This is a genomic window from Kribbella orskensis (assembly GCF_004342085.1).
In the GTDB taxonomy this organism is placed as follows: domain Bacteria; phylum Actinomycetota; class Actinomycetes; order Propionibacteriales; family Kribbellaceae; genus Kribbella; species Kribbella orskensis.
In genome coordinates this window covers 426,601-449,122 of record NZ_SLWM01000005.1, presented here as the reverse complement: position 1 = coordinate 449,122, position 22,522 = coordinate 426,601, and the positions used below count along the sequence as shown (strand labels likewise).

General features: G+C 69.6%; 23 protein-coding genes. 11 read left to right on the top strand and 12 right to left on the bottom strand.

What is annotated here, in order from left to right:
* Position 1 precedes the first annotated feature (1 nt).
* From EV644_RS17550 to EV644_RS17540, 3 genes are all read left to right on the top strand, one after another.
* Positions 2 to 1,156 (top strand): VWA domain-containing protein, encoded by a 1,155-nt coding sequence (locus tag EV644_RS17550; protein WP_439649171.1) that lies wholly within the window; start codon positions 2 to 4, stop codon positions 1,154 to 1,156.
* A 63-nt stretch (positions 1,157 to 1,219) separates the two neighbouring features.
* On the top strand, positions 1,220 to 1,660 hold the full coding sequence (locus tag EV644_RS17545) for an acetyltransferase (RefSeq protein WP_132189326.1): 441 nt from the start codon (positions 1,220 to 1,222) through the stop codon (positions 1,658 to 1,660).
* A gap of 63 nt (positions 1,661 to 1,723) precedes the next feature.
* A complete protein-coding gene (locus tag EV644_RS17540; RefSeq protein WP_132189325.1) occupies positions 1,724 to 2,014 on the top strand; it encodes a hypothetical protein in 291 nt (96 codons plus the stop codon).
* Here the strand turns inward: EV644_RS17540 and EV644_RS17535 are convergent.
* Positions 1,998 to 2,405, bottom strand: a complete 408-nt coding sequence (locus EV644_RS17535; protein WP_132189324.1) for an ArsR/SmtB family transcription factor — start codon at positions 2,403 to 2,405, stop codon at positions 1,998 to 2,000. The genes EV644_RS17540 and EV644_RS17535 overlap by 17 nt on opposite strands.
* A 54-nt stretch (positions 2,406 to 2,459) precedes the next feature.
* Between EV644_RS17535 and EV644_RS17530 the strand changes: the two genes are divergently transcribed.
* The gene (locus EV644_RS17530; RefSeq protein WP_241998294.1) at positions 2,460 to 3,968 is read left to right on the top strand and encodes an NAD(P)-binding domain-containing protein; all 1,509 of its coding nucleotides are present in this window, start codon (positions 2,460 to 2,462) and stop codon (positions 3,966 to 3,968) included.
* Positions 3,968 to 5,200 carry an MFS transporter gene (locus EV644_RS17525; RefSeq protein ID WP_132189323.1) on the top strand — a complete coding sequence of 411 codons (1,233 nt, stop codon included), beginning with the start codon at positions 3,968 to 3,970 and terminating at the stop codon, positions 5,198 to 5,200. Before EV644_RS17530 ends, EV644_RS17525 begins: the two co-directional genes overlap by 1 nt.
* 55 nt (positions 5,201 to 5,255) lie before the next feature.
* Here the strand turns inward: EV644_RS17525 and EV644_RS17520 are convergent, their stop codons facing one another.
* Positions 5,256 to 5,600: a YciI family protein gene (locus tag EV644_RS17520; RefSeq protein ID WP_132189322.1), complete on the bottom strand. Its 345-nt coding sequence runs from the start codon at positions 5,598 to 5,600 to the stop codon at positions 5,256 to 5,258.
* 130 nt (positions 5,601 to 5,730) lie between these two features.
* Positions 5,731 to 6,711 (bottom strand): aldo/keto reductase, encoded by a 981-nt coding sequence (locus EV644_RS17515; protein WP_132189321.1) that lies wholly within the window; start codon positions 6,709 to 6,711, stop codon positions 5,731 to 5,733.
* 146 nt (positions 6,712 to 6,857) lie between these two features.
* Between EV644_RS17515 and EV644_RS17510 the strand changes: the two genes are divergently transcribed.
* Positions 6,858 to 7,439: a TIGR03086 family metal-binding protein gene (locus tag EV644_RS17510; RefSeq protein WP_132189320.1), complete on the top strand. Its 582-nt coding sequence runs from the start codon at positions 6,858 to 6,860 to the stop codon at positions 7,437 to 7,439.
* 38 nt (positions 7,440 to 7,477) lie between these two features.
* On the opposite strand, the gene EV644_RS17505 is transcribed toward EV644_RS17510, so the two are convergent.
* Complete coding sequence (locus EV644_RS17505) at positions 7,478 to 8,755, bottom strand: hypothetical protein (protein ID WP_241998292.1); 1,278 nt, start codon at positions 8,753 to 8,755, stop codon at positions 7,478 to 7,480.
* Entirely contained in the window at positions 8,643 to 9,692 is a 1,050-nt protein-coding gene (locus EV644_RS17500; protein ID WP_132189319.1) for a glycosyltransferase family 2 protein, read from the bottom strand. The genes EV644_RS17505 and EV644_RS17500 overlap by 113 nt, the downstream gene beginning before the upstream one ends.
* A 170-nt stretch (positions 9,693 to 9,862) precedes the next feature.
* Here EV644_RS17500 and EV644_RS17495 point away from each other — a divergent pair, with 170 nt between their 5' ends.
* Complete coding sequence (locus tag EV644_RS17495; protein WP_132189318.1) at positions 9,863 to 10,426, top strand: TetR/AcrR family transcriptional regulator; 564 nt, start codon at positions 9,863 to 9,865, stop codon at positions 10,424 to 10,426.
* Positions 10,423 to 11,289, top strand: a complete 867-nt coding sequence (locus tag EV644_RS17490) for an LLM class F420-dependent oxidoreductase (protein ID WP_132189317.1) — start codon at positions 10,423 to 10,425, stop codon at positions 11,287 to 11,289. Before EV644_RS17495 ends, EV644_RS17490 begins: the two co-directional genes overlap by 4 nt.
* A 130-nt stretch (positions 11,290 to 11,419) precedes the next feature.
* Here the strand turns inward: EV644_RS17490 and EV644_RS17485 are convergent, their stop codons facing one another.
* Positions 11,420 to 12,439, bottom strand: a complete 1,020-nt coding sequence (locus tag EV644_RS17485; RefSeq protein ID WP_132189316.1) for a LacI family DNA-binding transcriptional regulator — start codon at positions 12,437 to 12,439, stop codon at positions 11,420 to 11,422.
* Between the two features lie 110 nt (positions 12,440 to 12,549).
* Between EV644_RS17485 and EV644_RS17480 the strand changes: the two genes are divergently transcribed.
* Together EV644_RS17480 and aceB are read left to right on the top strand one after the other, a co-directional pair.
* Positions 12,550 to 12,918 carry a hypothetical protein gene (locus EV644_RS17480; RefSeq protein ID WP_132189315.1) on the top strand — a complete coding sequence of 123 codons (369 nt, stop codon included), beginning with the start codon at positions 12,550 to 12,552 and terminating at the stop codon, positions 12,916 to 12,918.
* 105 nt (positions 12,919 to 13,023) lie between these two features.
* On the top strand, positions 13,024 to 14,592 hold the full coding sequence (gene aceB / locus EV644_RS17475; protein ID WP_132189314.1) for a malate synthase A: 1,569 nt from the start codon (positions 13,024 to 13,026) through the stop codon (positions 14,590 to 14,592).
* Here the strand turns inward: aceB and EV644_RS17470 are convergent, their stop codons facing one another.
* Genes EV644_RS17470 through EV644_RS17455 form a run of 4 tightly spaced genes read right to left on the bottom strand, consistent with a single transcriptional unit; the run spans position 14,593 to position 16,617 of the window.
* Complete coding sequence (locus EV644_RS17470) at positions 14,593 to 14,973, bottom strand: cupin domain-containing protein (protein WP_132189313.1); 381 nt, start codon at positions 14,971 to 14,973, stop codon at positions 14,593 to 14,595.
* Positions 14,974 to 14,977: 4 nt separating this feature from the next.
* The gene (locus EV644_RS47200) at positions 14,978 to 15,532 is read right to left on the bottom strand and encodes an LLM class flavin-dependent oxidoreductase (RefSeq protein WP_255511321.1); all 555 of its coding nucleotides are present in this window, start codon (positions 15,530 to 15,532) and stop codon (positions 14,978 to 14,980) included.
* Positions 15,532 to 15,858, bottom strand: a complete 327-nt coding sequence (locus EV644_RS47195) for an LLM class flavin-dependent oxidoreductase (protein WP_132189311.1) — start codon at positions 15,856 to 15,858, stop codon at positions 15,532 to 15,534. The genes EV644_RS47200 and EV644_RS47195 overlap by 1 nt, the downstream gene beginning before the upstream one ends.
* A gap of 60 nt (positions 15,859 to 15,918) precedes the next feature.
* Positions 15,919 to 16,617, bottom strand: a complete 699-nt coding sequence (locus EV644_RS17455; protein ID WP_132189310.1) for an alpha/beta fold hydrolase — start codon at positions 16,615 to 16,617, stop codon at positions 15,919 to 15,921.
* A 117-nt stretch (positions 16,618 to 16,734) separates the two neighbouring features.
* On the opposite strand from EV644_RS17455, the gene EV644_RS17450 reads away from it, so the two are divergent.
* A complete protein-coding gene (locus EV644_RS17450) occupies positions 16,735 to 19,539 on the top strand; it encodes a LuxR family transcriptional regulator (protein ID WP_132189309.1) in 2,805 nt (934 codons plus the stop codon).
* Positions 19,540 to 19,544: 5 nt separating this feature from the next.
* On the opposite strand, the gene EV644_RS17445 is transcribed toward EV644_RS17450, so the two are convergent.
* Together EV644_RS17445 and EV644_RS17440 are read right to left on the bottom strand one after the other, a co-directional pair.
* Positions 19,545 to 21,929 (bottom strand): VIT domain-containing protein, encoded by a 2,385-nt coding sequence (locus tag EV644_RS17445; RefSeq protein ID WP_132189308.1) that lies wholly within the window; start codon positions 21,927 to 21,929, stop codon positions 19,545 to 19,547.
* Positions 21,926 to 22,492, bottom strand: a complete 567-nt coding sequence (locus EV644_RS17440) for a helix-turn-helix domain-containing protein (RefSeq protein WP_132189307.1) — start codon at positions 22,490 to 22,492, stop codon at positions 21,926 to 21,928. Before EV644_RS17440 ends, EV644_RS17445 begins: the two co-directional genes overlap by 4 nt.
* Between the last annotated feature and the right edge of the window lie 30 nt (positions 22,493 to 22,522).

Below are 22,522 nucleotides of genomic sequence, written 5' to 3'. Positions count from 1 at the left end.
CGTGTCCGACGACGAACGCATGCGCCGCTGGCGGATGGTGCTCGGCAGCGAGGCCGACCCGGAGACCGGTACGACGTTGTCCGCTGCCGACAGATCCGTCGACGCCGCCCTGGCCGCTTTGTACGACGCGGAGCGGGGCGAGCCGGGGACCAAGCGATCGGCCGGACTGGGTTCGTCGGCGCCGCGGGTGGCTCGGTGGCTGGGCGACATCCGGACCTACTTCCCGAGCACGGTCGTTCAGGTGATGCAGCGCGACGCGGTCGAGCGGCTCGGCATCACCCGGATGCTGATGGAGCCCGAGCTCCTCAACGCGGTCGAGCCCGATGTCCACCTTGTCAGCACCTTGCTGGCCCTGAACGAGGTGATGCCCGAGGAGACCAAGCAGACCGCCCGCGACGTCGTCCGCCGGGTGGTGGTCGAGCTCGAGGAACGCCTGGCCGAGCGGACCCGGGCCGCCGTGACCGGTGCGCTCGACCGAGCCGGCCGGACCGCCCGGCCGCGTCACTCGGACATCGACTGGGACCGGACGATCCGCGCCAACCTGAAGCACTTCTCGCCCTCGCTCGGCACGATCGTGCCGGACCGGCTGGTCGGCTATGCCCGGCGCAACCACAGCGTGCAACGCGACGTGGTGCTGGCGATCGACCAGTCGGGGTCGATGGCGGAGTCGGTCGTCTACGCGAGCCTGTTCGGCGCAGTACTGGGGTCGATGCGGGCCCTGCGGACCAGCCTGGTCGTCTTCGACACCGCGGTGGTGGATCTGACCGAGGAGCTGGACGACCCGGTCGACGTACTCTTCGGCACCCAGCTCGGCGGCGGTACTGACATCAACCGCGCCCTGGCGTACTGCGAGGGGCTGGTCAGCCGCCCGGCGGAGACGGTGATGGTGCTGGTGAGCGATCTGTACGAAGGTGGCTCGCGGGAGGAGTTGCTTCGCCGGGCTCGTTCGCTGGTGGACTCCGGGGTCCAGCTGATCGCGTTGCTCGCCCTCGCCGACTCGGGCACCCCGTCCTACGATGCCGACAACGCGGCCGCCTTCGCCGAGCTGGGCATCCCGACCTTCGCCTGCACGCCGGACCTTTTCCCCGACTTGATGGCCGCCGCGATCCGCCGCGACGACATCGCCGGCTGGGCCGCCACCAACCTGGAGAGCTAATCCGGTCGCGCGGCCCGGGCTGCCGTTCTACCGTCACGGGGGAGGGCTGACCAGGAGGTTGTGGTGAGGGTTACGCAGATCCGGGACGACGAGCACGACCGGGCGACGCAGGTGTGGGAGGCGTCGGTCCGGGCGACGCACGATTTCGTCACCGATGCGGACATCGCGCTGTTCCGTCCGTTGGTGCACGCCTCCTTCGGCGAGATCCAGCACCTCGCCGTACTGCGGGACGACGACGAGCTGCTGGTCGGCTTCGTCGGGGTGGAGGGGGACAAGGTCGAGATGCTGTTCCTCGATCCGGCCGTCCGCGGTCAGGGCGGCGGGAGGCTGCTGCTCCAGCACGCTGTCTCCGTCTTCGGCGCGACCACTGTCGACGTCAACGAGCAGAACCCGCAGGCAGTCGGCTTCTACCTGCACGAGGGCTTCCACCAGGTCGGGCGCTCAGCCTTGGACGGCCTCGGCAAGCCTTACCCACTGCTGCACCTCGCCCTTCCCAACTCCTGATCGCTGATGCAGGATATAGTCATTGATAGTGACTATCAGGATCAATGACTAGTGGGGATGGCGATGAGCACGATCGAACTGACCCGGTTCAAGGTGGCGGCCGAGAAGACCGGCGAACTGCTCGCCTCGCGGCCGGCGATGCTGAAGGACTTCGAGGCTGACCGGACCGGGTTCATCCGCGCGCAGTTGGTGCGCCTGCCGGACGGCGAGTGGCTGGACATCGTCGAGTGGGCGACGTCCGAAGACTTCGCCGCCTCCCGCGTCAAGGGCGGCAACCTTCCCGGCATCGCTCGCTTCTTCGCCGCGATCGATGCTCTGGTCACCGCCGAAGAAGGTGTCAGCGAGACCTTCTGATCACTCTGGACTCTTCCGGGGTGTTCACGGGCGTGGCCAGAAGGCTGGAGAGCCACTGGAGGCGGTCGGGGATCGGCCAGTAGTAGACCCAGGTGCCACGGCGCTCGCAGTCGACCAGGCCGGCCTCGCGCAGTACGCGCAGGTGGTGGGAGATGGTCGGGCCGCTGACGTCGAACCGCGGGGTGATGTCGCAGACGCAGAGCTCGTCGCCGGCCGAGGCGATGATCGACATCAGCCGGAGCCGGATCGGGTCGGCGAGCGCCTTGAAGACGGTCGCGCCCTCGATCGCCTGGGCCGGGTCGAGCGCGGACTCACTGATCGGCGTACAGCAACCGCCGGCATCGTCCACGAGGTCCGCCACGAGCCCGTTGGGTGCCGGTTGTTTAGACATGCGTCTATCTTGACAGCTGTCTATTCAGGAGGCAAGGTTGGTCTCGTTGTTTCGATGACCATCTATTTCAGGGTGCCGGCTCTGCTGCCGCCGACGCCCCAGCTTGGAGACGAACTCATGAGTGTCACCCACCCGGAATCACACGGGACGCAGGTGCCGGCCGACCTCCACGGCCTGCCTGTCGTCGTCATCGGCGCGGGCCCGATCGGCCTGGCCGCGGCGTCTCACCTGGTCGAACGCGGCCTCGACTTCGTGGTGCTGGAGTCCGGTTCGGGCGTTGCTGCCGCGATCGACGAGTGGCGGCACGTCAAGCTCTTCAGTCCTTGGCGCTACGGCATCGACTCGGCCGCTCGGCGGCTGCTCGAACAGGCGGGTGGCTGGAACGCGCCCGATCCCGACACCTTGCCCACGGGCGGCGACCTGATCGACTCCTACCTCGCTCCGTTGGCGAAGACGGCGCCGCTGACCGACAAGATCCGCTACAACGCGCCCGTGGTCGCCGTGACCCGCCTCGGCTTCGACCGCATCCGTACTGCGGGCCGGGAGGACGCGCCGTTCCTCATTCGACTTGCCGATGGCACCGAGCTCCTCGCCTCGGCGGTGGTCGACGCAGCCGGCACCTGGCGCCGCCCAAACGTGCTCGGCGCCTCAGGCATTCCCGCGCGCGGCGAGGATGACGTTGCGGGGTCGATCTCCCGCGCGCTTCCCGACGTGCTGGGCCGTGACCGCGAGCGCTTCGCCGGCCGCCGTACTGCGGTCGTCGGCGCGGGTCACTCGGCCGCGACGACGCTGCTGGATCTCGGCGAACTGGCTGAGCAGGTCCCCGGTACCGAGGTGGTCTGGGTGGTCCGCGGCGCCGACCAGGCCCGCACCTACGGCGGCGGCGACGCCGACGAACTCCCGGCCCGCGGCGCCCTCGGCTCCCGCCTCCACAAGCTCGTCCGCTCAGGCCGGGTAGAGCTGGTCAGCAGCTTCCGGATCGAGTCGATCACGGAGACCGCCGACAGCCGGGTCGAGCTGGCCGCGGGCGACCGCAGAGTCGTGGTTGACACAGTCGTGAACTCGACTGGGTTCCGTCCTGACCACGGGGTCGTCGGGGAGTTGCGGCTCGACCTGGATCCGATCCTCGGGTCGACGCGGGCGTTGGCACCGCTGATCGACCCGAACCAGCACTCCTGCGGCACGGTCCCGCCGCACGGTGCCGATGAGCTCGCCCATCCCGAGCCCGGCTACTACGCGATCGGCGCGAAGTCCTACGGCCGCGCCCCGACGTTCCTCCTCGCCACCGGCCACGAGCAGGCCCGCTCAGTGGTAGCCGCCCTCGCCGGCGACTGGGCCGCGGCCCGCGACGTCCAACTAGCCCTCCCCGAAACCGGCGTCTGCTCCTCGAACCTCGCCTACGGCGACAGCGACTCCGAGTCCACCGGCGGCTGCTGCGGTCCCGCACCGCAGGCAGTTGACCTGGCCGTCCCAGCCAGCCGAGGCCTTGCCACCGGCATCACGGGCGGCCTCCTGACAATCGTCGACTCCGTGCCCACCAACCAAAAGGGCTGCTGCAACTGATGCTCCGCACCGCCGCGACGGTCACCGACACCGGTTCTGCCGGGACGGGTGGTCGCCGCGGCGGTGCGCGGCCTGACGTGGTTGCCGCGCTGGCCGTCAGCACCACCATCGGCTACGGCGTCCTGTACTACGCGTTCAGCGTGCTGCTGGAGCCGATGAGCACTGACCTCGGGATCTCCGCGCCGACGGTCACGGGCGCGCTGACTCTCGCAGTACTGGTGAGCGCAGCATTGGCGATACCCGTCGGCCGCTGGCTGGATCGTCACGGTGGACATGCCCTGATGACCGCGGGTTCATTGCTCGGTGCCGCGGCGGTGCTGGCGTGGTCGCAGGTTCAGACGGCTTTCGAGCTCTATGGGGTGTTCGTCGCTGTCGGCGCCGCATCGGCCATGGTGTTGTACCAGCCGGCGTTCGCCGTGATCGTCGCGGTCACCGCTGCGGGGAAGCGGACCAACGCGTTGCTGGGCGTCACCCTGGTCGCCGGTTTCGCGAGCTCGATCTTCATCCCGCTGACCGGACTGCTCGTCCACGCCTACGGCTGGCGTAGCGCGTTGGGCGTGCTCGCGCTGATCGTTGCCGTCGTCACCGTTCCGCTGCACGCGGTCGCGTTGCGCGGTACCCGGCCAGTTGCCGAGCGAGAGAGCCGGAGTGGTTCGCCCGGCCGGGTGCTCCGCGACTTGGGCTTCTGGCTGCTCGCGTTCGCCTTCGTCCTGCACGGTGCGGCGCTCGCGATCGTGGCGGTTCACCTGGTCGTGTTTCTCACCAGGCTCGGACATTCGGCCACCGTCGCCGCGAGCCTCACGGGCCTGCTCGGGCTGTTGTCGGTCACCGGCCGGGTGCTTACGACGGTGTTGCAGCGGTGGTTGCGCATAGCGTCGATCACGGCGGCCATCATCGCCTTGCAAGCTGCTGCGATCGGACTGCTGCCGTTCATCGGCCGGACCGTCGCCGGTGCGGCCGGCTGTCTGGTGCTGTTCGGTCTGGGCTTCGGCGTTGCCTCGATCGCGATCCCTGCGATCCTGCTCGACCGGTACGGCGACCAGAACTACGCGACCATCGCGGGCATCCTCAGCACGCCCATCACCATCGCCCGAGCGACCGCCCCTCTCGGCGCCGCCGTCATCGCCACCACCGTCGGCTACCGCTCGCTGATCCTCGCTACCGCCGCCATCTGTCTGACCGCCGCGGCTGCTCTGGCCCTGACGCTCCGCCTGGGACGTCCGCCGGGGTGACCTCCACCGGCCGCAGACCCGGCGTCCTGGGCTGCCGGTCCCGGGCGCCAGCCCGTCAGTCGGCGATTTCGAGGATGGTTATCTCGGTGCCGGGGTCGGCGGCGGCGAAGCGGAGGGCCCAGCGGACGGCTTCGTCCTTGGAGTCGACGCGGATGATCGAGACGCCGGCGACGAGTTCCTTGGTCTCGGTGAAGGGGCCGTCGATGACGCGGGCCTCCTTGCCGTCCGGGAAGGCGACTCTGGCGCCGCGGGAGCTCGGGAGCAGGCCCTCGGCGGTGAGCAGAACGCCGGCCTGGCGCATCTCCTCGAGCACCGCGTCGGCGCGCGCCAGCATCTCGGGGTCAGGTGGCTGGCCTGCCTCGAGCCCCTCGTTGGACTTGTGCAACAACATGAACCGCATCGGTCCACCCTCCCGGTCGCCAGGCCTCGACCGTAACCAGTCCAGCCGGTCATCAGCCAGCCCACCCGCCGGGCGTATCGAGTCCGGACGGGTCAGCCAGCCACTGCCGGACGTACGGAGCCGGGGTCGCTCAGCCGGCCCACGCGCTGGCGGCGATCAAGCCTTCTCGCTCGAGCGCCGACCAGAAGTCGGCCGGGATCTCCGCGTCGAGCAGGGACGCCACCTCGGAGATCTCGGCCGGGCTGCGAGCGCCGACGACCACCGCCGGGACGGATGGGTGTGCGATCGGGAACTGCATAGCGGCGGCCAGCAGCGGTACGTCGTACTGGCGGCAGAGCGTGCGTAGTCCGCTGATGCGCGCGGCAAGTGCGCTGGGGACCGTGTTGTAGCCGTGCGGGGCTCCGTCGGAGGAGTCGGCGAGCACGCCGCCCTGGAAGACGCCTGCGGCCAGTACTGCGACGCCGAGGTTGTGGCAGAGCGGGAGGAGTTCGTCGGCGCCGGTCTGGTCGAGCAGGGTGTAGCGACCGGCGAGCAGGATGCAGTCCGGGCCGGACGGGCCCGTCTCGCGGAGGAAGCGGGCCGCGACGTCCGCGTGGTTCACCCCGAGGGAGATCGCCCGGATCGTGCCGCGGCCGCGGAGCTCGGCCAGGGCGCGGAAGGCCCCGGTGGATGCCGTCGCGAAGTCGAGTTCGGGGTCGTGGATGTGCAGGATGTCGATGCGGTCGATCCCCATCCGGCTGAGGCTGTCCTCGAAGGAGCGGAGGACGGCCGGGTAGGAGTAGTCCAGTCGCGGACCGAGTCCGGCCGGCGGCTCGGCCCAGATCGGCTGGATGTCCGGTCCGCCCGGCTCGATCAGCCGGCCGACCTTGCTGCACAGGATGAACTCGTCGCGCGGCCGACCCCGCAGCGCGAGCCCGGCGCGCCGCTCGGACAACCCATAGCCGTAGACGGGAGCGGTGTCGAAGAGGCGGATGCCGAGCTCCCAGGCCCGGTCGATCGTGGCCACGGCCTGCTGCTCCGGCACCGCGGCGAACATCCCTCCGAGCGAGGCCAACCCGAGCCCCAGCCGACTGACCCGCAACCCCGTCCGCCCCAGCTCCACCAACTCCATGGCCGCGAGCGTAGAAGGCTGCACCGACAGTTCCAGGTCGGCGACTCCGACCCTCGCGGTGCCTTCAGACTGTCCGAGCGGAGGTGCATACTCGCAGCCACGGCGGCCGACCGAGCGCCGGGTGCCGAGTGCAAGGGGAGGGCGAGATGGAAGAGATCGCGGAGCGCTATCGCCGCCGGGCGGAGGCGTTCGAGCAGAAGGTCGCCGCAGTGCGGCCGGAGCAGTGGGGCGACCAGTCACCGTGCGAGAAGTGGACGGCGCGTGACGTGGTCGACCACATCGTCGGCATGCACGGCTACATGCTGATACCGGCCGGCCGATCCCTCGACGGAGCCACCACCGTGCAGGAGGACCCGCTGGCGGCGTTCCAGGCGGCGCGGGCCGCGGTCGAGGCGGTGCTGGACGATCCGGCGCTCGCGAAGCAGGAGTCCGACACGCCGGCCGGCCGGATGACGTCCGAGGCGCACATCGACCAGGTGATCAGCGACGACCTGGTCCTGCACGGCTGGGACCTGGCCCGGGCGACCGGCCAGGACGAGACCATGGACCCGGGCGACGTCGAGCGGTTGTGGTCCAGCAACTCCTCGATCCCACCCGAGGTGATCGAGATGTACCGCACCCCGGACGCCTTCGGCCCAGGCATCGAGGTCTTCGGCCCGGAGGTCGTGGTTCCGGCCGACGCCCCGCTGCAGGACCGCCTACTGGGCTTCATCGGCCGCACGCCTTAACCCGCCGTACCCACCCGTACTGCGAGCCCCGTACGACGTCAGAGCGGCAGCGCGAGGGGCGCGTAGTACGCCGTGGGGTCGCTGCTCCGGGGCAAGGTGGCCAGCCCGGTCACCAGGGCCTCGGGGCTCGGCACCAGTACGGCGTCGCCGCGCCCGATCGCCGGGTCCAGGTACTCGTGCCCCGGCAGATCCGCCACGCCGGTCCGGCACCCGAGCACCATGCCCTCGAAGAGCGCGGTGGTCGCCACCCCGACCTGGTAGGTGGCCGACGCCAACAGGTCGAGGATGTCCTCCGACGAGACCCGCACCGACGGGGGCGCGGGGTAGTCGCCGGAGCGCTCGCTCGGATGGAGGTGGAAGATCACCTCGAGCTCGGGCCGGGCCTCCGCCACCGCGACGGCGTACTCGAGCAGCAGCGGCCCGATCGTCCCCTGCGACAGGAACACCACCCGACGCGGATCCTTCGCCGCCAGTTGCTCCTCCGACAGCGGCTGGATGAACGACGCCCCGACCACCTCGGTCCGCATCCCGGCCGGCAGTTCGGCCACCTCGGACCAGTACGAGCCGAAGGTCCACAGCTCGTCCGGCTGGTCCGCCACCACCGGCCGGCCCGGGTAGCTGTAGCCGAGGTGGAACGGGCTGATCGCGCCGTGCTGGAGCTCGACCACCCGGATCCCGAGATCACGCGCGGCGCCGACGATGTGCTGGTGGAAGTAGGCGACCACGACGTACACGGTCTTGATCCGCCGGCGCCTGAGCAGCGACCGGTAGAGCGCACGGAGCCGGGTGTGCTTCGGGAGCTCGCGGGCGACGAGCGCCCCGATCGGCACCTTGACCCCGGTCAGGCCTTCCAGGGCGTCGGCGATCTCGCGGCACCGCGCGTCGACCGAGCGGCTGGGGATCGCCCCTGAGGCCGAGGTGAAGAAGTCGAGGTTGCGGCTGCCGGCCAGCGGGGTGCCGTTGATGCCGGAGTCGATCACCAGCGCCGAGTCCCCGAGGGCGGCGCGCAGCCGGTCGGTGTAGATCTCGACACCGCCCGGTTTCCGCGGGTGCGGGACCACCAGGGCGTCGAACGGCCCGCGGGCCAGGAACGGGTTGCGGGTCACCGTGCCCGCGACGTGCCGGCCGACCAGTCGTGCCTGGTCGGCCCGGGTACGGCGGACCGGGTGCGGGTTGCCGTGCAGCCCGCTGCGCCTGGTCAGCTCATGGAAGACGCGCATCCGGATGATCGGCCACGGGTGCGCGCCGTTGATCTGCCAGGTCAGCAGGTCCAGTTCCCGCTCCAGCTTCCAGATCGCCTGGCACAGCGTCGTCACCGTCAGGATGGTGCCGCTCCCGGTACTCGTCGTGGTTGATTCCTACTATCCCCGCGAGGCTGCCGATCCCCGAGAAGAACCGGCGGACAGCCTTCAGCAGGTACGGCTTGCGAAGCAGCACCAGACCGGCGAGGCCGAAACCGGCGGCCGACACGATCCGGGCCACAGAATAGGCCAGCACCAGCGCGTAGCCGCCGGCGCCCGGCCGGATCAGCAGCCGGCTGATGGTGTCGCCGCTGCCGGAGCGGAAGGCGCGGCGAATCAGCCAGCGCAGGGTGGTGCGCGCGGGCGGCACGTTCTCCTCGATCCCGGCCTGCTCGCACCAGACGATCCGGAACCCGGCCCGGTGCACCCGGAGGAAGAAATGCAGGTCGCTCGACCCGGTGTAGCGGAAGGCGGGGTGGAAGCTCGGCGTCACCGAGTGGTAGACGTGCCGCGCGACCAGGGTGTTGTTCGTGTACGCCTTGTTCAGCGCGTCGCCGGTCTGGTGCCGCCCGGTCGAGTCGTGCACGTCGCTGTACCGGTTCCAGGACGGCGCGCCCTCGGGCAGGATGCCCTTGACCGGGCCGGTGACCACATCGGCGCCGGTCGTCTCCCACGCGTCCAGCAGGGTGGCCAGCCAGCCGGGCGGGGCCTCCTCGTCGTCGTCCACGAAGATCAGCGCGTCGTCGTCCCAGGCGAGCTGGACCGACTTCTCCCGGGCGAACGGGATGCCGGGCTCGGGTTCAGCGGCCGCCTGGACCGGGAAACGGCCGTCCTTGGCGGCGAGTGCGATCACCTCGCTCGCCGAGCCCTCGTCGTCGTTGTCGACCACGATGATGCGCACCTGGTAGCCGGAGTCCTCCGGAAGTTCCTGGGCCAGCAGGCTGTCGAGTAGGCACTTGAGCAGGGCGGGTCGCCGGAAGGTGATGACGGCGATAGCGACCCGGGTGCTCATGGTGGCTGAGACTATCTGTTGGGACCAGCCGGGGTCAGATCCGGCCGGGTGTCGACCCCCCGCCGCCCCCGTGGCGGTCACCCGGCCGCCCCCGGTTTGACAACAGTCCGAAATCAGCCGGTAACAAAAGTCGCGAACTTGCTGTACCTACGAGTGGGTACAGTGGCGGCGTGGAGACAGCGGAAAGGTTGATCCGGAGCACCCAGGATCTGCTCTGGGAACGGGGTTACGTCGGCACCAGCCCGAAGGCGATCCAGCTCGCCGCGGAGGCCGGCCAGGGCAGCATGTACCACCACTTCAGCGGCAAGGCGGAGCTCGCCAGGGCGGCGATCGAGCGGTCCGGCGCCGAGTTGCGCGCGGCCGCCGAGGAGCAGTTCAGTAGCGGCGGTACGGCGACCGACCGGATCACCCGGTACCTCGAACGCGACCGTGAGGTGCTCAGGGGGTGCCGGATTGGCCGGCTGACCTCCGACCCCGACGTGATCGCCGATCCGGCCCTGCGCGCCCCGATCGACGAGACCTTCCGGTGGCTCCGCACCCGGCTCGCCGAGATCATTGCCGAGGGCAAGAAGAAGGGCGAGTACCCAGCCGCGCTGGACGCCACCAAGACGGCGGCCACCATCGCCGCGGTACTCCAGGGTGGTTACGTGCTGGCGCGGGCAGCGGACTCCGAGGAACCGTTCGAGCAGGCAGTGGAAGGGCTGATCACGTTGCTGGCAGGAGTGAGCGCATGAGGATCGGTGCCGTCTTCCCGCAGTTGGAGATCGGTCCGGATCCGGCGGTGGTCCGCGACTGGGCCCTGACCGTCGAGAGTGCCGGCTACACCCATGCCCTCGCCTACGACCACGTGCTCGGCGCGAGCCCGGCGAACCGGCCAGGCTGGAAGGGATACACCGACAAGTCCTTGTTCCATGAGGTTTTCGTCCTGTTCGGGTACTTCGCCGCCATCACCACCTCGCTCGAGCTCGTCACCGGTGTGCTCGTCCTGCCGCAACGGCAGACCGCGCTCGTCGCGAAGCAGGCCGCCGAGGTCGATGTGCTCAGCGGTGGCCGCCTCCGGCTCGGCGTCGGCATCGGCTGGAACGAGGTCGAGTACCAGTCGCTCGGCATCCCCTTCGAGCAGCGCGGCGCCCGGCTTACCGAGCAGGTCGACGTGCTGCGCAAGCTCTGGGCCGAGCCGGTGATCAGCTACGAGGGTCGCTTCCACGAGGTCGTCGAGGCCGGGCTCAACCCGCTGCCGCCGCGCCGGAACATCCCGGTCTGGTTCGGCGGAAGTGCCGATGCCGTACTCCGGCGTACCGGGCGGATCGGCGACGGGTGGATGCCGCAGAGCCCGCCGGATCAGAAAGCCCGTGCCCAGGTCGAGCTGATCCGCGCGTCCGCGGTCGAGGCCGGCCGGGGCCCCGCCGAGGTCGGGATCGAGGCGCGCCTGAGTCTCGGCGCGGTGCCCGAGAAGGAGTGGCCGGCGTTCGTCGACGGCTGGCGTGAGCTCGGCGCCACCCACCTGTGCGTGAACACGATGAATATGGGTCTGGCCAAGCCCGAGGAGCATGCGGCCGTACTACGCGACGTCCTGCCACTGCTGCAGGATCGCTGAGTAGCCGATCACGGTGATGCCCTCCTCCTCGACGATCTCCCGGGCCCGCGCCGAAACAAGAAATTCATAATCCGTACCCCGGACGCGGGGTGCTGCCGTCCCTTGCCGGGCGCGTCACCGCCAGGCAGTTTCAGCCGATGACGGTGTTGGCCGTCGAGCCACGGACCACCAGCTGGCACGGCAGGTTGATGATGGTGGTCTCCGCCGCCGGATCGCCGATCCGGCGGCGCAGCAGGTCTATGCCCTGCTCGACGATCGCGTGGATCGGCTGGTTCACGGAGGTGAGGTCGAACGCCTCCCAGGACGCCAGGTCGGTGTTGTCGAACCCGATCACCCAGACGTCCTCGGGAACCTTGACCCCCTGGGCGCGGGCACCGTCGAGCAGCCCGAACGCGAGCAGGTCGGTCACCGTGTAGATGGCGGTCGGCGGCTGCTCGGCAGAGAGCAGTTGCACCGCCGCGGCATGACCGTGGTCGTGCGAGACCCCGGTGCTGATCTCGTTGCGCTCCTTGATCGGCACCCCGGCCTCCGCGAGCGCCGCGCGGAAGCCGAGGTCGCGGTCGCGGGAGGTGTTGCCGGTGTGTTCCAGGGTGACCAGGCCGATGTCGCGGTGGCCGGCCTCGACCAGGTACCGGCCGGCGTCGAAGGCGCCCTGCCAGTTGTCGCCGACGACCTGGTCGCAGTCGAGCCCGTCGATGCCGCGGTGCAGCAGCACGGTCGGCGTACCGGAGGCCATGGCCATGCTGTGCAGCTTCGAGTCGTAGGTCGCCGAGGTCAGGATGAAGCCGTCCACGAGTCGTTGCTGGATCACCTCGCTGACGGTCTCCTCCGGGTCGTGCTCGATGTTCCACAGGATCATGTGCAGGCCGACCTCGCTGAGCAGCCGGCCGATCTCGTCCAGCAGGGCGGCGTGGAACGGGCTCGTCACCCGGGTCATGAAGACGCCGATGGTGTCGGTCCGCCCGGTCTTCATCGCCCGGGCCAGCGCGTTCGGCGTGTAGTTCGCGTCCTTCAGCACCTGCAGCACCCGGGCCCGGGTGTCGGGCGAGACGCGTGGGCTGTTCGTCAGCACCCGGGACACCGTGGCCTGTGAGACACCCGCCAATCGCGCCAGATCCCTGCTCGTCGGTGGCCGTCCAGTACCGCCCATCGTCGTTCCCTCCCGTAGTCGCCGTGCGCGCTCTTGCAGAGAGTCTCATGTTCAGCCCGTTCGTTCTGTGCCGTTGACCTCCTGCCGACGCGCGTGTATACGTATTCACATTGTCCTCCACAGGGCTTGCCCAGGCCATCTCGAGACTGCGGTCGTCGTCCCGGGTCGCGTATCTGGCGGCGGATCTCGATCGGCTGTACGCGCGGTACCACCATCCGGACCACGGCCGGTTGCTGGCGAACCTGGTCCGCTGGGCCGCGCGCGGCACCATCCCGCTGTCGGTGGAGGGAGCGGGCGTGCTCGACTGCCATCTCTACCGGCAGGGCCAGACGATCGTGCTGCACCTGGTGAACCTCGACCAGGGAGGCGCCTGGCAGGGGCGGCTGCAGGAGCTGACACCCGCGGGACCGTTCACGATCCGGCTGCCGTTCGAGCGCGAGCGGGCCGAATTGCTGGTCGCCGGCGGGAGGCCGACGTGAGCGTCGAGGACGGCTGGATTACGGTCGAAGTAGCGCGCGTGACCGATCACGAAGTCGTGGTTCTGAGCTGAGTTGGTGGGACACCACCGGAGACAGGAGTTGTCTGTGTCAGTCGACATCCTTGGACCGATGCACGAGCGGTACGACGAGATCCTGAGCGAGCGGGCTCTGGAACTGATCGGGTTGCTCCACCGGGAGCTGAACGGCCGCAGGCTGGAGCTGCTCGACAAGCGGCGGGAGCGGGTCGCCGAGATCGCCGCGGGTGGTTCGCTCGGCTTCCTGCCGGAGACCGCGAGCGTCCGGGACGACCCGTCCTGGCGGGTGGCCGACCCGGCGCCGGGGCTGGTGGACCGGCGGGTGGAGATCACCGGGCCGACCGACCGGAAGATGACGATCAACGCGCTGAACTCCGGCGCCAAGGTGTGGCTCGCGGACCAGGAGGACGCGAACACGCCGACCTGGGCGAACGTGGTCGGCGGTCAGCTGAACCTGCTCGACGCGATCAACCGGAAGATCGACTTCACCAGCGAGGCGGGCAAGTCGTACCAGCTCAAGCCGGACGAGGAGCTCGCCACGATCGTGGTCCGGCCGCGCGGCTGGCATCTGCCGGAGAAGCACCTGCTGGTGGACGGCGAGATGGCGTCGGGTTCGCTCGTCGACTTCGCGCTCTACCTGGCGGCGAGCGGGCAGTTGCAGCTCGACCGCGGGCAGGGGCCGTACTTCTACCTGCCGAAGATGGAGTCGCACCTCGAGGCGCGGCTGTGGAACGACGCGTTCGTGCTGGCGCAGGAGTTCCTCGGCATCCCGCGCGGCACGATCCGGGCGACCGTGCTGATCGAGACGTACCCGGCGGCGTTCGAGATGGAGGAGATCCTGTACGAGCTGCGCGAGCACTCGGCCGGGTTGAACGCGGGGCGCTGGGACTTCATGTTCAGCGTGATCAAGACGTACCGAACCCGAGGTACGGACTTCCAGCTACCCGACCGGAACTCGGTGACGATGACGGTGCCGTTCATGCGGGCCTACACCGAACTGCTGGTCCGCACGTGCCACAAGCGCGGGGCGCACGCGATCGGCGGGATGGCGGCGTTCATCCCGAGCAAGCACCCGGCGGTGAACGAGCAGGCCTTCGCGAAGGTGGAGGCGGACAAGACGCGCGAGGCCGGCGACGGGTTCGACGGTTCCTGGGTCGCGCACCCGGGCATGGTCGACATCTGCAAGACGGTCTTCACCTCGGTGCTGGGCTCCGAGCCCAACCAGCTCGGCAAGCTCCGCGAAGACGTCCACGTCACCGCCGAGCAGTTGCTGGACGTGGCGTCGACGCCGGGCGAGGTGACCGAGGCGGGCCTGCGGAACAACGTCAGCGTGGCGATCCAGTACCTCGCCGCCTGGCTCGAGGGCACCGGCGCGGTCGGCATCTTCAACCTGATGGAGGACGCCGCGACCGCCGAGATCTCCCGCTCGCAGATCTGGCAGTGGCGCCACAACCAGGTCGTCCTCGACACCGGCACCACCGTCACCGGCGACCTCGTCACCCAGATCGCCGACGAGGAGATCGCCAAACTCGACGACCCGGACGGCTACGCCGAGGCCCGCAAGACCTTCCTCGAGGTAGCCCTCGCCGACGACTACATCGACTTCCTCACCCTCCCTGCCTACGAGCAGATGCCCTGATCAGCTGAAGCGGGTCGACGGCGGGTCCACGTTCACGGTGGGGATGCCGCCGCCGGCCCGGGCGATGATGGCGACGGAGGGCTCGTCGGTGGGGTTGCTCTCGCGGTGCACGGTGTAGGCGGGGACGTGGACGAAGTCGCCGGCGACCGCGTCGAGGTAGTCGTCGCTGCCTTCGAACTCCAGCCTGAGCACGCCCGACACGACGTACAGGCTCGACTCGTTGAGGTCGTGGTGGTGCCATCCGGAGATCGCGCCCGGAGCGGTCTCGACGCGGCCGGCCCACAGGATGGGAAGTTCGAACGCCCGGCTCCGCAGCATCCCCGAGGTCGGGTCTGCCGCCACCAGATCACCCGGCCTGAATACGCGAATGGGCTCACTCATACCGTCAGTCTGAACCTGCCGGCATCACCTCGCCACCGGGCGGCCCGGAGAGAATGCGGGCCTTGGCGTCGGCGACCGTGAGCGCCTGGACCAGGATCCAGTTGACACCAGAGCGCTCGTACTCCGGGATCGCGGCCGGCGTCGGCTCGGACGCGTCACCGTTGCCGATCAGGACCAAGTCGTACTGCGAAGTGGGGGCTCCTGCGGCGCGGAGGTCGTCGGCGATCTCGGCGTAGGTCTCCGGCGGGATCAGCTCGACCGGCCATTGCTCACTGGCCGGGGCGAAGCCGTCCCAGCGGGCTGCGCGGCGACGGGGTGCGCGGTACGAGCCGCCGGCGCCGATCCAGATCGGGATCCGCGGACGCTGTGCCGGTGTCGGCGCCATCGCGACACCGTGGCAGGCGTAGTACTTGCCGTTGAACTCCACCGGTTCGCCGCTCCACAGCTGATTCACCAGGTCCAGGAATTCGTCGACCATCGCCGCCCTGGTGCGCAGGTCCACGTCGAGCCCGAACGCGGTGAACTGGTCGTCCGGATGGCCGAGACCGACGCCGAGTATCAGCCGACCACCTGACAGTTGGTCGAGCGTCGCCGCCTGGCGAGCAAGGCCTCCGGTCTTAATCGAGCCACCGCGGTGACGAGACTGCCGAACCGAATCCGCTCGGTCGCGGCCGCCACCGCTGTCAGCGCCACCATCGCGTCGGCCGCGTCGTGGGATTCCCCGAGCGTGGCCCGAACCGCTTCGTTGTGGGCATACAGCGGCAGCAACTCATCCCAGATGAAGAACCCGTCCCACCCAGCCGCTTCCGCCGCGTGGGCCAACTCAACGAGCACCCCCACGTCGGCGAACGCGCCTTGGTTAGGCAAGTAGATCCCGTACCGCATGCTGCCTCCGCTCGGTCTACACCGCCCGTTCCTGCAGCCTGCGACCCACCAGGGATGCTGTCAACGAACGAGGGACTCGACGGCGGTGTGGATGAGGTCGGCGACCGCCTGGGGCTGGGACACGTAGACCGAGTGACTGCCTGGAACTTCACGGACCGATGCGCCGGCCCGCTCGGCCATGCCCCGCTGTGCCGGTGGCGGGATCATGCGGTCGTCGCCGGCGACCAGGTACCAGCTCGGCTTGAGCCGCCAGCCGGGTTCGGTGACCGTGCCGCCGAGCGCGCCAACGCCCCACGGGAGCTGTGAGTCGGCCATGAACGCCGCCTCGTCGGCCGGCAGGTCTCCGGCGAACGAGTCGTGGAACTTCTCCCGGTCCAGGAACAGATAGCCGTCCCTGGGCGGCAGGATCGGCGGCACCGGCGCTCCCGGCGGCGGGTCCGCGATCAGGGTGTTCACGGACTCGCCCTTGTCGGGGGCGAAGGCCGCGATGTACACGAGGCCGGCGACGCGAGGGTCGCTGCCGGTCTCGGTGACGACGACGCCACCGTAGGAGTGGCCCACGAGTACCGCTTGACCGTCGAGGTCGTCGAGGACCTGCTTGGTCGCGGCGACGTCGCCCTCGAGCGACACGGTCGGGTTCTGCACGACCGCGACCCGGTGACCCTGGGCACGCAGCCGGTCGTAGACGCCTCGCCAGCCGGAGCCGTCGACGAACCCGCCGTGGATGAGTACGACCGCCGGACGGGTGCTTGTGCTCATGGCGTTCCTCCTTGGGTTGGTGGGAGATACGCCGGTGACGCTAGGCGTGGGCCTGCGCTCGAGGCATCAGGGATACCCCTCGGCCGGAACCCTCGATCCGGACAGACGAGGTGCAGGATGATGACCCTTGTGAACGAGGTATCGGCGGCCGCATACGGGTTGTTCGGCCGCGAGGACGCTGTGCGAGTCATGAGCGACGTCCTGGACCGGGGTGGAAGCGCCGTCGCCAGCGGCGAGCCCGGCGCCGGCAAGAGCAGCCTGCTGAAGGTCGTGGATCAACTGGCTCAGCGCCGCGGGCGACGGGTGCTTTCTGTCACCCCGACACAGTTCGACCGGGGATTGCCCTTCGCGGGGCTGGCCGAACTAATCGGCCAGTGTCCCGAAGGCGCGGACCAGGACCTCCCGGGTCCGCAGCGGCGCGCACTGGCGGTTGCGCTGCAGCGTGCCGAACCCGAGGGCCGAGAAGTCGACGCCTTGGCTGTACCGCTGGCTGTCCGAGGTCTGCTGACACGCCTGTGCGAATCCGAGCCGGTCGTGCTCATCATCGACGACTTGCAGTGGCTGGACCAGTCAACTGTCGGCAGCCTCAGCTTCGCGCTCCGCCGCATCTCCGTCGAACCCGACCGGTTGAGTGTCTTGATCGGTACGAGACCGGATCCGGGCGCCGGTACCGACTTGATCCGCTGCCTGCCCGAGCCACGGCACGAGTTCTCGTTGCCACCGCTGGATGACTGGGCGATAGGACAGCTGCTTCGCAAGCGCCTGGGTTCGCGATGGACTCCGCCCATGTCTGCCGGGGTGGCCAGGGCAAGTGGCGGGAATCCGTTCCTGGCCTTGGAGATCGCGCGGGCGATGCAAGCCGACGTGTCCAGTTGGCGGGGGAGCGCCCAAGACGGCCATGATCCGGTCCTCCCCGTACCTCCTGGCCTGGCCGACCTGCTCCGCGAGCGGGTGGCGCGACTACCGCAAGACTCACGCGAGGTCCTCTTGCTGGTGTCCGCGGCGGGGCGGCTTACCGTGACGCAGTTGCAAGGGATCGTTGCGGAAGCTCGGCTGTGGCCGGCCATCGAAGCCGCCCGGGATGCAGACGTGGCGCTCGTGGGTGCCGGGTCGGTCGTCGCCTTCACCCACCCGCTGCTGGCTTCGGCCATCTACGACGCCGCCGCACCGGACGAACGGCGTCGTACACACCGTGTTCTCGCGGAGAAGCTCGAAGATCCGGTGGAGCGCGCTCGCCACCGGTCGAAGTCGATCACCGCCCCCGACGAAGCGGTCGCCGGCGAACTGGAACGCGCAGCCGAGATCTCGCGGAGCCGTGGAGCCCAGCAACTGGCCGGCGAGTTGCAGGAAGGAGCCGCGCTGGCCACCCCGTCCACTTTGGATACCGCCGACAGCTTCCGTCGCTGGCTCCGCGCTGTGGATACCTACGTCGACGCCGGCGATGCTCTGTCGGCGCGGGCAGCCCTGGACAAAGGTTCGGCGCTCGCCGCTGTCGCGGAGCAGCGAGCTCAGGTGCTGGCGCGGCGGGCCCGGCTGGCCGACGACCTGCGAGGGGCTCGGTCCCTTGCCGAGCAGGCGTTCCGGCTGGCACCTCCGGGCGAGGACCGTGCCGGGATTCTGCAAATGCTCAGCGAGCAGCACCGCATGGAGGGTGACGGCAGCCTCGCACTGCGGCTGACTCAGCTGGCGATCACCGAGGCGCGCGCGGCCGAGCGACCGGACATCCAACTCATAGCGCTCTACCAGCGACAGTCCATCGAGTGGCTCTGGGGTGTGGGTCGACCCGAGCAGACGCTGCGCGACATGGAAAGGCTGGTCGACAGTTCGTCAATCGAGTTCTCCCCTGCGGAATGGGCTGGGGCCCGCGCTTTCTATGCGGCCTGGAACGATGAGACGGCCGAACCAGTTGTCCGCGACGCCATCGTGCGGGCCATCGAAGCCGGCCGCTATGGCGATCTGTCCAGCCTGTACATCTGGCTGATCCTTGTCCTCATCCGTGCCTCGAAGGTGCGTGATGCCGAGGCTGCTCTGGACGAGGCGGACCGCTTTGGTGCCTGGACGGAACGCGGCCTCCAGGAGAACATGGCCCGCATCCTGATCAAGGAATACGCGGGCGACCTGGACGGGGCTCGTGAGGTGGCTGAGCGTGCAGCAGCACGGTCGAGAACCAGCGGGTTGAGATATTGGCTTGGCGGCTTCCTGGCGCAGCTCGGCTTCATCGAGATCTCCGCTCGCAACTGGCACGCGGCACTCGAGCCGCTGCGCGAACTGGCAGAGATCTTCGCGAGCACCAAGCTGGTCGACCTGGAGCAACTGTTGTGGCCGGTCGACCTCGCCGACGCCGCCCTCCAGGTGGGCGCGTTGCAGGACGTCGAGACGGCGATCTCCCTGCTACGACGCCAAGGGGCGGCCGGCAGGCCGGAAGCAGCGGTCGCCGCGGACCGCTGCCAGGCCCTGTTGAGTGCAGCGCGTGGCGACGTGGACAAGGCCTTGACCGAGCTTCGCAAGATTGTCGATCAGCCTGGAGGTGAGTGTCCGTTCGAGGCGGCTCGGTCCCGGCTGGCCCTGGGACAGGTCTACCGTCGCGCTGGACACAAACGCCTGGCCGACGAAGCGCTGAGCGCGGCGGCGGGCGCCTTTGAACAGTTGGGCATCCCGCGATGGGCGGAACGAGCCCGCGACGAAGCCGGCCGGGTGGGGCTGTACCCCACCACGGCCATGCTCACGGCAACGGAACGCCGAGTCGCCGAGCTGGTCGGATCAGGACACTCGAATCAAGAAGCCGCCGCCGAACTCTTCCTGTCCGTCAAGACCGTGGAAGCCAACCTGACCCGGATCTACCGCAAGCTTTCGGTGCGGTCGCGGACCGAGCTTGCCAACAGCTTGAACAAGCTGGACTCCACGACGAACCACGACTTGTAGTCAGTTCAACGGCGTTTCCAGAAGTGGTGCGGGGTCGGCGGTGTCCCGGCGAACTTGTCCAGGACGTCCAGGGCTCGCTGCCACAGGGCGTCGAGGTCGGCGTCGCGGGGTGGGTTCGGGCCTTCGCAGGTGGCCAGGGCGGCGGCGAGTTCGCGCAGCGGATCGGCCTGCGGTCCGACCTGTTGGATCAGGGCGAGGATGCGGCTGGCCAGGTCGGACAGGATGGTCAACCGTTCCGGTGTCGTCGGTGTACCGGCGTTCCGCAGCAGTTGCGCCTCGGCGGCAAGTTGCGTCCGTGCGTCGTGGTCGAGTTCCCCCCGCGAGGCCGCGATTCCGAGGTGGAATCCGCCGGCCTGCGCCCTACGTGCCCCGAGCGCGTGGCCCGCCGGCGACGCGTACGAAGGCGGTGCGGACGACAGCGGCGCGGACGACAGCGACCTGGACAACGGCATCGCCGCGTCACCCGCCGGGCGGGCGGCGGCAGGGCCGGCGAACTGCAGGCCGGAGAACTGTTGGAGGTCCCAGCCCGACGGCAGTTCGACGGGTTGGACCACGCGGTGCTGAGGACCACCTTCCGCGACGACCCGGGAGTCCACGGCCACGAGTGCGGTGAACCGGCACAGCACGTGGTGCCGCAACGACACCGCGACGATCCGGTGTTCCAGCGCCTGCGAGTCACCGGCCCCGACGGCGTACTGGTCCTCGAGGTCGCGCAGATGGCTGCGCGCCCACACCGCGGCCAGAGCACCCTCCGCTCGGACCGCAGGCACCGTCACCTGCCACTTCTCGCCCGCGGCGGTGATGCCGTGCAACCGAGCGACGGCGTTCTCGGTCGAACCGCGATACCGCCCGCGCAGTACCAGCGGGACACGGGCGAAGGCGTCGGGCATCCGCGCCGGGCTGAGGGAGTCGTCCAGCAACGTGAACCCGTCGACCGACAGCGCGAGGTTCGTGAGTAACGGAGTACCGATCCGGCGGTGGATCCGGTCCAGTGCCTCGTCCAGGCGTTCCTCGCTCTCGACCAGTTCGCAGCGGCCACCGCCGACACCGGCCAGCCGGCCGAGGAAGCCGGCGTTCACGGCCCTGTCGATGCCCACCGTGTGGATCCGCAGGCCGCCCAGTGTCGCACCAAGCTCCGACAGGATCTGGTCCTCGTTGCCGACCTGTCCGTCGGTTACCAGGACGAGGACGCGGTCCCGCTCGCCGTCGGTGCTCAGCAACGCGGCCGCCTCCCGGAGCGGCGCGAGCAGTTCGGTGCCGCCCCGGGCGGTCACTCCGGCCAGGTGCTCGACGGCACGGAACCGGTGCCGGTCGGTGCCGTCGGACAAACCTTCGGGCAGCCCGGCCGGCCGTTCGACGACAGTGTCGAAGGTCAGCACGGCGAATCGGTCGGCAGCGGTCAATGTGTCCACGATCCGCGCGGCCGCCCGCCGGGCCGCGACCATCTTCCAGCCGCTCATGCTGCCGGAACGGTCCAGCACCAGTACGACGTCCCGCGGGCGCGGCACGGTGGCCTCGAGCGGTGGCAGCACGGTCAGCTCGAACGTTCCCTCATCCTCCTGGTCCGGCTCGACCGTGAAGGTGGCGGCGGTCACCTCGGCCTCGCCGTACGCCAGCCTCAGGATGAAATCCCGGTCCACGCGCTCGCCCGGGTTGATCGCGACGCTGGTCATCCGGTCGCCGGTCTGTGTTCCGATCGCGTGCAGGCTGGACCGGATGCCGTGCAATGGCAACCCGGCCGGGTCCACGTCGGCCCGGATGCTCAACCGGACCGGATTCGGGAAGCCGGGCAACAAGATCGGCGGGGTGATCCGGGAGGCGTCCGGTACCGCGTCGGTGTCCGGCACCACGCCGTCGCCGACACTGCGCGACGGCAGCAGTGCTCCCGGGATGTAGCGCGGCGCGACCACCAGCGGCAGCCGGTACGTCGCCTCGCCGTCCTCGTACGGGAGCGGGCCGACCAGTGTCAGCCGCACTGTCACCCGCTCGCCGGGCACGATGTTCCCGACCCGAAGGGTGAATACGTCCGGCCGCTCCTCCTCGGCGATCGACGCCCGCTGACCCGCAGCCAGCGCCGCGTCGTACGTCGCACGGGCCTCGGCACGCTCCTGGAGTTCGGCGTCGACGGTTCTGTCGTCGGCTGTCATCCGCAGACCGGTCACCGCGGCCCGATCGGGCAGCGGGAAGATGTACGTCGCCTCCAGCGGGACGTCATGCGGGTTGTGGAAGTCCTGGGTCAGCACGGTCCGGGCGACCAGGCCGGTGATGGTGGCGTGGACGTCGATCCGCTCCAGCGGCAGGTTTCCTCGCTCGGTCTGCAGCGCGCCCAGGCCGGCGTCGTCGGCGTCGTCCCGCAGTTCAGCCGGGCCGACAGTGGGTAGAACGGTCATGTCGCATCTCCTGACGGTCGGGTGAGCAGCCGCTGCCGGGCCAGCTCGGCGAGCAGCGGAGCGGCGGCAGCGGCCAGTCGTGCGGTATCCGGGGTGGTGGTGGCCGCCTGATCGAGCACCACGGTGACGCCGTCGGCCAGTCGGATCGCGGTGACCAACTCGGCCGCGACCGGCTCCGGGGTCGGCGTCGGTCGATCGGCCCAGAAGCGGGATCGGGTCGGCTGGGGCGTGCCGACGGTGGGCTGGGGCGGGTCGGCGGTGAGAGCGGCGATCGGCTGCAAGGACTCGTCGGTCGCGCCCGCCAGTTCGGCCTGGATCTGCGCCAGCGTGTGGCCCTGCGCCTGCCGCCGTTTGATCGCGACCAACTGCAGCAGATGGCGGCGGCTGTAGAGAGCGGTGCGGCCCCGCATCTCGGCCGGCCGGTCGACCAGGCCGATGGTGGTGTACCAGCGGATCACCCGCCCGTCCGGAACGGCACGCACCCGGCCATTGACCTGGCCCGGGTAGTCGGCCAGCGCCGCCTCCACCCGTTCCGCCAATTCCCCAAGCGTCCACAGTTCCATCTGCGGATCATGACACTGTCATATTGACAC

Bases quoted from the DNA above. Each gene is read 5' to 3' on its own strand.
- EV644_RS17530 (WP_241998294.1), top strand. From the start codon at position 2,460: ATGACCATCTATTTCAGGGTGCCGGCTCTGCTGCCGCCGACGCCCCAG.
- EV644_RS17535 (WP_132189324.1), bottom strand. From the start codon at position 2,405: ATGTCTAAACAACCGGCACCCAACGGGCTCGTGGCGGACCTCGTGGAC.
- EV644_RS17515 (WP_132189321.1), bottom strand. From the start codon at position 6,711: ATGGAGTTGGTGGAGCTGGGGCGGACGGGGTTGCGGGTCAGTCGGCTG.
- EV644_RS17440 (WP_132189307.1), bottom strand. From the start codon at position 22,492: ATGGAACTGTGGACGCTTGGGGAATTGGCGGAACGGGTGGAGGCGGCG.
- EV644_RS17500 (WP_132189319.1), bottom strand. From the start codon at position 9,692: ATGAGCACCCGGGTCGCTATCGCCGTCATCACCTTCCGGCGACCCGCC.
- EV644_RS17520 (WP_132189322.1), bottom strand. From the start codon at position 5,600: ATGCGGTTCATGTTGTTGCACAAGTCCAACGAGGGGCTCGAGGCAGGC.
- EV644_RS17445 (WP_132189308.1), bottom strand. From the start codon at position 21,929: ATGACCGTTCTACCCACTGTCGGCCCGGCTGAACTGCGGGACGACGCC.
- EV644_RS17450 (WP_132189309.1), top strand. From the start codon at position 16,735: ATGATGACCCTTGTGAACGAGGTATCGGCGGCCGCATACGGGTTGTTC.
- EV644_RS17525 (WP_132189323.1), top strand. From the start codon at position 3,968: ATGCTCCGCACCGCCGCGACGGTCACCGACACCGGTTCTGCCGGGACG.
- EV644_RS17485 (WP_132189316.1), bottom strand. From the start codon at position 12,439: ATGGGCGGTACTGGACGGCCACCGACGAGCAGGGATCTGGCGCGATTG.
- EV644_RS17490 (WP_132189317.1), top strand. From the start codon at position 10,423: ATGAGGATCGGTGCCGTCTTCCCGCAGTTGGAGATCGGTCCGGATCCG.
- EV644_RS47195 (WP_132189311.1), bottom strand. From the start codon at position 15,858: ATGCGGTACGGGATCTACTTGCCTAACCAAGGCGCGTTCGCCGACGTG.
- EV644_RS17455 (WP_132189310.1), bottom strand. From the start codon at position 16,617: ATGAGCACAAGCACCCGTCCGGCGGTCGTACTCATCCACGGCGGGTTC.
- EV644_RS17540 (WP_132189325.1), top strand. From the start codon at position 1,724: ATGAGCACGATCGAACTGACCCGGTTCAAGGTGGCGGCCGAGAAGACC.
- EV644_RS17510 (WP_132189320.1), top strand. From the start codon at position 6,858: ATGGAAGAGATCGCGGAGCGCTATCGCCGCCGGGCGGAGGCGTTCGAG.
- EV644_RS17470 (WP_132189313.1), bottom strand. From the start codon at position 14,973: ATGAGTGAGCCCATTCGCGTATTCAGGCCGGGTGATCTGGTGGCGGCA.